8 protein-coding genes and 4 tRNA genes are annotated in these 6,321 nt (G+C 49.4%); 11 read left to right on the top strand and 1 reads right to left on the bottom strand.

Annotated elements, in window-relative coordinates; genetic code table 11:
• The 6 genes from gspL to ACRC27_RS10850 form a co-directional block, all read left to right on the top strand.
• Positions 1 to 435: type II secretion system protein GspL (gene gspL, locus ACRC27_RS10875; protein WP_438639869.1), on the top strand; the 435-nt coding region annotated here is incomplete at its 5' end.
• Positions 435 to 917, top strand: a complete 483-nt coding sequence (locus tag ACRC27_RS10870; RefSeq protein ID WP_438631718.1) for a type II secretion system protein M — start codon at positions 435 to 437, stop codon at positions 915 to 917. The genes gspL and ACRC27_RS10870, both read left to right, overlap by 1 nt.
• A gap of 2 nt (positions 918 to 919) precedes the next feature.
• Positions 920 to 1,678 (top strand): type II secretion system protein N, encoded by a 759-nt coding sequence (locus tag ACRC27_RS10865; RefSeq protein WP_438639868.1) that lies wholly within the window; start codon positions 920 to 922, stop codon positions 1,676 to 1,678.
• Between the two features lie 255 nt (positions 1,679 to 1,933).
• Complete coding sequence (nudE, locus tag ACRC27_RS10860; protein WP_438623788.1) at positions 1,934 to 2,518, top strand: ADP compounds hydrolase NudE; 585 nt, start codon at positions 1,934 to 1,936, stop codon at positions 2,516 to 2,518.
• A gap of 12 nt (positions 2,519 to 2,530) precedes the next feature.
• Positions 2,531 to 3,340: a 3'(2'),5'-bisphosphate nucleotidase CysQ gene (gene cysQ / locus ACRC27_RS10855; RefSeq protein WP_438629271.1), complete on the top strand. Its 810-nt coding sequence runs from the start codon at positions 2,531 to 2,533 to the stop codon at positions 3,338 to 3,340.
• 88 nt (positions 3,341 to 3,428) lie between these two features.
• Complete coding sequence (locus tag ACRC27_RS10850) at positions 3,429 to 4,379, top strand: patatin-like phospholipase family protein (RefSeq protein WP_438623786.1); 951 nt, start codon at positions 3,429 to 3,431, stop codon at positions 4,377 to 4,379.
• A gap of 94 nt (positions 4,380 to 4,473) precedes the next feature.
• On the opposite strand, the gene coaA is transcribed toward ACRC27_RS10850, so the two are convergent.
• Positions 4,474 to 5,421: a type I pantothenate kinase gene (coaA, locus tag ACRC27_RS10845; RefSeq protein WP_438629273.1), complete on the bottom strand. Its 948-nt coding sequence runs from the start codon at positions 5,419 to 5,421 to the stop codon at positions 4,474 to 4,476.
• Positions 5,422 to 5,628: 207 nt separating this feature from the next.
• Between coaA and ACRC27_RS10840 the strand changes: the two genes are divergently transcribed.
• From ACRC27_RS10840 to ACRC27_RS10820, 5 genes are all read left to right on the top strand, one after another.
• Positions 5,629 to 5,704, top strand: a tRNA-Thr gene (locus ACRC27_RS10840).
• A gap of 13 nt (positions 5,705 to 5,717) precedes the next feature.
• Positions 5,718 to 5,802 (top strand) — tRNA-Tyr (locus tag ACRC27_RS10835).
• A gap of 33 nt (positions 5,803 to 5,835) precedes the next feature.
• A tRNA-Gly gene (locus ACRC27_RS10830) sits at positions 5,836 to 5,910 on the top strand.
• A 4-nt stretch (positions 5,911 to 5,914) separates the two neighbouring features.
• Positions 5,915 to 5,990, top strand: a tRNA-Thr gene (locus tag ACRC27_RS10825).
• A gap of 111 nt (positions 5,991 to 6,101) precedes the next feature.
• On the top strand, positions 6,102 to 6,321 hold a 220-nt coding region (locus ACRC27_RS10820), incomplete at its 3' end, for a GTP-binding protein (RefSeq protein WP_438622912.1).

Raw genomic sequence — 6,321 nt, 5'->3', positions numbered from 1 at the left:
GTGTTTGTCGATCGCGGCGTGCAACTGTGGCAACTGACCCGTCAGGCTGATCAGGCTCAGTCACAGGCGGAAAACGCTTATCGGGCACTGTTCCCACAGCAAAAGCGGTTGGTGAACTTACGTGCACAGCTCAACGGCGTATTGCGCCAAATGCGCGGCCAGCCGGTTATGCAGGGTCTGATCCCGCGCTTGCGGAAAGTGGCCGAAACCGTGACAAAAGAGCAGCAAGCCAACACCGCAACCTCCGTGCGTTTTATGGGCATGAAATATGATCGTGATCGTCAAACATTGCGTATTCAGGCTAAAGCCGCCGATTTTGCCCAGCTTGAGCAACTGCGCTCGGCACTCAGTAACCAGTTTTCGGTCGAGCAGGGCCAGTTATCACGTGAAGCCGGCCAAGTGGTCGGCACACTCACTATCAAGGAGAAACCCTAATGCCAATATGGTGGAAACAGCTCTCCTTACGTGAGAAACGTCTATTACAAGCGGGCGGGCTCTGTTTGCTGCTGGGTATTTTTTTCTGGGGGATATGGCAACCGCTGAATCACAATATTGCTCAACAGGCGCTGCGCTTGCGCCAAAACCAGCAACTGCTGACCCAGATACAAACCTCGGCGGACAGTATCCGCAGTTGGCAACAGCAGCAGGGCAAAACCACCACAGCGGGTAGCAGCAGCCAAAGCCTGTCGCAACAAGTCAGCTTAAGTGCCAGCCAGAACGGGTTAAAAGTGATCCGTATGCAACCACAAGAGAGATCTTTGCAGTTATGGATAGAAGATCTCCCCTTTAATCAGCTGCTCAGTTGGCTGCTGAAATTGCGCCTCGAACAGGGTATTGAAGTCGTGTACCTCGATGTGCTTCCCACCGAACAATCCGGCATGGTGAAAGTGGAACGTCTGCAATTGGAGCAACCTTAAACATGCGAACTGTGTGGAAAAGTACCCTGTTATTGGCCGGTGTGGTAGGCATCAGTGCCATGGTTCATGCTCCGGCTTACCTGCTGCGTCCGCTGCTGACGGTTATCCAACCTGAGCTAAAACTGGGTACGCTTAACGGTTATTGGTGGCAGGGCAGTGCCGCCCAAGCCCGCTATCAGCAGTGGGATTTAGGGGAAGTTAGCTGGCGGATTAACTGGCTGGCATTACTGCAACTGCAACCGGCCGTTGAACTCAAACTCGGTCAAAACAGTGAGCTGCATATTGCAGGTCACGGTGAAGTGCGCCGTACTTGGTCAGGCTGGCAGCTGCGTGAGTGGCGGGTTAGTCTGCCGGCCAGCAGTATCAATAACTTTGTACCTACACTGCCGATGACATTAAGTGGCCGTATGGATTTGAACCTCACCGAAGCCCAGCTTACATCTGCAGGGTGCGAACAGTTGCAAGCTGTTGTTGTATGGAATCAGGCCAGTGCAACATTAATGGGCAATGAGCTTACAGCCAAACCGGCAGGAGCAATCCTCTCCTGTCCCAAACCGCAAACACTGCATGCGATCTTAAAAGCTCAATCGCCGCAATTTGTGGTTGATGCAAAAGCTAATCTGACCGCGTCCGGCTGGGATCTGCAAGGCACTTTCCAACCGAAAGCGGACCTTGCCCCAATGTTCAAGCAAGGGCTGACACTACTCGGTTCGCCAGATGCACAAGGGCAGTACCCGTTGCAACTTAAGCAGCCGTGGTAATAGAGTCTTGCCAAAATCACCTATGTACCTAATATCGTCAATGCCACAATCGGTGCAAAGGGAATAGCTTCACAACTCTGCTGGTATACATATTCTGCTGTCAGCGTGGTCAAATGGCATTCTCAGCGGTACTATCAGCAGGATAATCAGCAGAGTAACCAGCAGAGCAACATCAACAAAAATATCAGCAGAGTCATATCAGCGTAGTCGCAGGGTCAGCGACATGATCAGCACAGGGGCAACGCAGGGCGCACTATGGATAAAATATTACACAAACCAACCATACTCTCGGTAACCACCGCAGCCCGTTCACGCTTGTTTCATATTGAATCGGTAAACTTACGTTTTAGTAACGGCGTTGAGCGTGTGTACGAGCGGATGCACCCTAGTCAGCGAGAATCGGTGATGATTGTGCCGATTATCGATAATGATTTACTGCTGATCAGCGAGTACGCCGTTGGTGTTGAGGGTTATGAGCTCGGATTCCCCAAAGGGCTGGTTGATCGCGGAGAGAGCGTGTTGGCCGCTGCCAACCGTGAACTGATGGAGGAAGCCGGTTTTGGTGCCCATCAACTGACCGTCTTAAAATCGGTCATGATGTCACCGGCGTACTTCTCAAGCCGGATGACATTGCTACTGGCGCGAGATCTCTACCCCTGCAAGCTCGAAGGCGATGAGCCAGAACCACTCACCCTGATCCGCTGGCCGTTAAGTGATATTGACGCACTGCTGGCACTGCCTGAATTTAATGAAGCACGTGCCATGACAGCCCTGTTTATGGTACGTGATTGGCTGAATAACCAGACCGTACATCATGCCGAACAAGCATCTCAACCTTAAGCGGAGAATCCCATGACACCTGAGGCGCTGTTATCGCCGGTATTGGCGATAGCCCAAGAGGCTGGTCAGTTGATTGCTGATATCTATCAACAAGGCAACTTTAAGCAGCAGATAAAATCAGATCATACGCCGGTCACCAGTGCTGATCTGGCCGCTCATGCCCTGATCAGTGAACGCCTACGCGCACTTACGCCAGATATCCCCGTTCTCTCAGAAGAGGAGTGTGATATCCCATTGAGTACCCGTAGCCAGTGGTCACGTTACTGGTTGGTTGACCCGCTTGATGGCACACAAGAGTTTATCTACGGTAGCGGCGAATTTACGACCATGATCGCCCTGATTGAGCAGCATCAGCCGGTGCTTGGTGTTGTCTATGCACCTATCAGCAAAATCAGCTATTACGCAACCCATGGCGGTGGTGCTTTTAAACGTGATATCGCCGGAGTCACCACCCGTTTACAGAGTCGCACCGTTGATGCACAGACAAAACAACTCACCTTTGCCGTCAGTCGCCGTCAGTCGGAAGCTATGCTGGCGGAACAACTCAACCCAGACTGGCACTATACCTTACTGCCACATGGCTCAAGCTCACTGAAAAGCTGCATGGTGGCCGAAGGTATCGCCGATTGTTACCTGCGCTTAGGCCCTACTGGTGAGTGGGATACCGGTGCAACCCAATGTATTTTGCATGAAGCGGGTGGTCATCTGTCAGATACCTACTTACAGCCACTGAGCTACAACCGCCGCGAAACCCTCGAGAACCCAAATTTCATCAGCGTGGGTGATCCCGCACTTCCATGGAAAACCATTCTTACCAATTAAACGCATTCTTACTAATTAGATGTAAGTGAAATGAGCCGAATTTTCGTTTCGCGGTTACACTTCACTTACTCTATGATGCGTTTTATTGATGTCTGAAGGTCTGTTTATGGGTAAGCGTCTGCCGTTAAGCTTGGGTCGAATTGAACCTTTGTCGATTGCCCATCCAATCCGCTATAACAAACTTGCACTGGTGTGTGAAGGCGGCGGTCAGCGCGGCATCTTTACTGCCGGCGTATTAGATGAGTTTTTAGGTGATGAATACTACCCGTTTGGCCTGATTTTGGGCACATCTGCAGGCGCGCAAAATGCATCTGCCTACGTCCTCAACCAGACCGGCTATGCACGCAATGTCATCACCCGCTTTACCACCCAAAAGCGCTTTTTCAGCCCGATGAGCTTTGCCTCGGGTGGGCATATGCTGAATTTAGACTGGCTGATGGACTCTGTTTCACAAGTCTATCCGTTAGCATTAGAACGGGCTGAAAAACGCCTGCATAACCGTGAATTTCTGATGTGCGCTTCACGCTATGACAACTTCAAACCGGTGTACTTTCCTGCGCATGCTGATAGCTGGCACGACAGCATGAAAGCCTCATCTGCGATTCCAGGTTTATACCGAAATGGGGTTGATGTAGCCGGAGAGCGTTACTGGGATGGCGGTGTTAGCGCCGCCATACCGGTGGAAGAGGCATATCGGCGTGGGGCCGATGTCGTCGTCGTGATCCGAACTGTCCCTTCTGAGCCTTACTATACCTCAGAATGGCTGAGCCGGTTTAGCCAGTGGCTATCACACAGCAAGTTTAACCACATGGCGAAAATGGTCGAACACCATGAGCAGAGCTATCAGCAAGCCCAGCACTTTTTACTCAATCCACCGGATAATTTACGGATTATTGAGATCTATCCACCACACAATCTGGCCAGTAAAACGTTGGGCAGCAAGCAAAATGAACTTGATCACGACTACTGGGTCGGGCGGCATTGCGGGCGTTACTTTTTATCTGCTGTCGCACCGTGGTTACAAGCACACGCACAATAAAAACATAAAACATATTCAGGGAAGCGGTGAGTTTTATCTCTACACCGCGCCCTTGCCATCGACTTATAGACTTAACTTATGCAAGTGCACCCGCTCACTTACGCAATGACACCCGCTCAATAGCGTGAGCTGGCCCCTTCGTTAAAATCAGACTGGCCCGCTCTTTGGTCGGCAAAATATTTTGCTCCAAATTCAGACCATTAATTTCATCCCAAATTTGATTGGCAATGCCGACTGCATCCGTTTCAGGAAGCTGCGCATAATGGTGAAAGTAGGAGTCTGGATTTGAAAATGCCCCTTGGCGGAATTTCAGAAAACGGTCGATATACCAGCTTTTTAATAACGCTGTATCCGCATCAACATAAATAGAAAAATCAACAAAATCAGATACAAAGACACGGTGTGGATCATGCGGGTAATCCATACCACTTTGCAGCACATTTAAACCTTCGAGCAACAAGATATCCGGCTGCTCAACCACTTTCTTGGTCTCCGGCATAATATCGTAAATTAAATGCGAGTAGACCGGAGCGGCCACATTCGGCTTACCTGATTTAATTTCAGAGATAAATTGCACCAAACTTTTCATATCATAAGACTCAGGAAACCCCTTTTTCTTCATGATATTGCGCTCATTAAGCACTTTATTAGGATGCAAGAAACCATCGGTTGTCACCAACTCGACATTGCGGTGTTCCGGCCAGCGGGTTAACAGCGCTTGTAAAATTCGAGCCGTAGTACTTTTTCCTACTGCAACACTGCCTGCAATACCTATTACATACGGTATTCGCTGGCGTTCTCGCCCTAAAAACTGATCTAAAACCGATTGCCGGCGTAAATTAGAGCGAATATAAAAATTCAGCAAACGCGACAGCGGTAAATAAATATCCACAATCTCATCGAGTGAAAGCTCGTCATTAATCCCTTTTAAACGTGATAAATCAGACTCCGTTAAGGTCAACGGAATCGAGTCACGGAGATTTGCCCATGCTTGTCGATCAAAAGAAACGAAAGGTGTAGCAATGTCTTGATGTTGTGTCATAGCCAAATCCGGGGTTAAACAAAGCCTATTTAACCGCTAAAAAGAGAACAATACAGATAGTGCCTGTGGCAAAGGCGATAGTATAGAACGTAATAGACACATTCCTTGAACAAAATCTACGCAGTTGAACCATTTTGTGGATTTTTTTGCGATAAAACAGTTGCATCGCCTCTCAAGTACCCATAAAATGCGCAGCACTTGTGGTACGCCGACTTAGCTCAGTAGGTAGAGCAACTGACTTGTAATCAGTAGGTCACCAGTTCGATTCCGGTAGTCGGCACCATAACAAAGAATCCGGAGGGATTCCCGAGCGGCCAAAGGGATCAGACTGTAAATCTGACGGCTCAGCCTTCGAAGGTTCGAATCCTTCTCCCTCCACCAAATTACCAGAATGTGGTAGCCGAGTTTCAGGATGCGGGCATCGTATAATGGCTATTACCTCAGCCTTCCAAGCTGATGACGCGGGTTCGACTCCCGCTGCCCGCTCCAATGTGCTGATATGGCTCAGTTGGTAGAGCGCACCCTTGGTAAGGGTGAGGTCCCCAGTTCGACTCTGGGTATCAGCACCATCTTTCCTGAATTCTTCTATCCCATTCTAACGTTGTTCTATATTCAACAAGCCATGCTTGGTTGATGTGGTAACTATTACCACCGATAACCGCGTCTAGAGGGACTATTCAATGTCTAAAGAGAAATTCGAACGTACTAAACCGCACGTTAACGTTGGTACTATCGGCCACGTTGACCACGGTAAAACTACCCTGACCGCAGCAATCACTACCGTACTGTCAAAAGTATACGGTGGCCAAGCTCGTGCATTCGATCAAATCGATAACGCACCAGAAGAGAAAGCTCGTGGTATCACCATCAACACTTCTCACGTAGAGTATGACACTCCAA

The sequence above is a fragment of the Plesiomonas sp. genome, from assembly GCF_051650925.1.
GTDB lineage: Bacteria > Pseudomonadota > Gammaproteobacteria > Enterobacterales > CAMTGL01 > Plesiomonas.
The sequence above is the reverse complement of the archived record's forward strand: the minus strand, read 5'-3'. Positions and strand labels throughout refer to the sequence as shown.

What these genes read in the sequence shown, in the direction of transcription:
- ACRC27_RS10870 (WP_438631718.1), top strand. Translation starts at nt 435, where the DNA reads ATGCCAATATGGTGGAAACAGCTCTCCTTACGTGAGAAACGTCTATTA.
- ACRC27_RS10865 (WP_438639868.1), top strand. Translation starts at nt 920, where the DNA reads ATGCGAACTGTGTGGAAAAGTACCCTGTTATTGGCCGGTGTGGTAGGC.
- nudE (WP_438623788.1), top strand. Translation starts at nt 1,934, where the DNA reads ATGGATAAAATATTACACAAACCAACCATACTCTCGGTAACCACCGCA.
- cysQ (WP_438629271.1), top strand. Translation starts at nt 2,531, where the DNA reads ATGACACCTGAGGCGCTGTTATCGCCGGTATTGGCGATAGCCCAAGAG.
- ACRC27_RS10850 (WP_438623786.1), top strand. Translation starts at nt 3,429, where the DNA reads ATGTCTGAAGGTCTGTTTATGGGTAAGCGTCTGCCGTTAAGCTTGGGT.
- coaA (WP_438629273.1), bottom strand. Translation starts at nt 5,421, where the DNA reads ATGACACAACATCAAGACATTGCTACACCTTTCGTTTCTTTTGATCGA.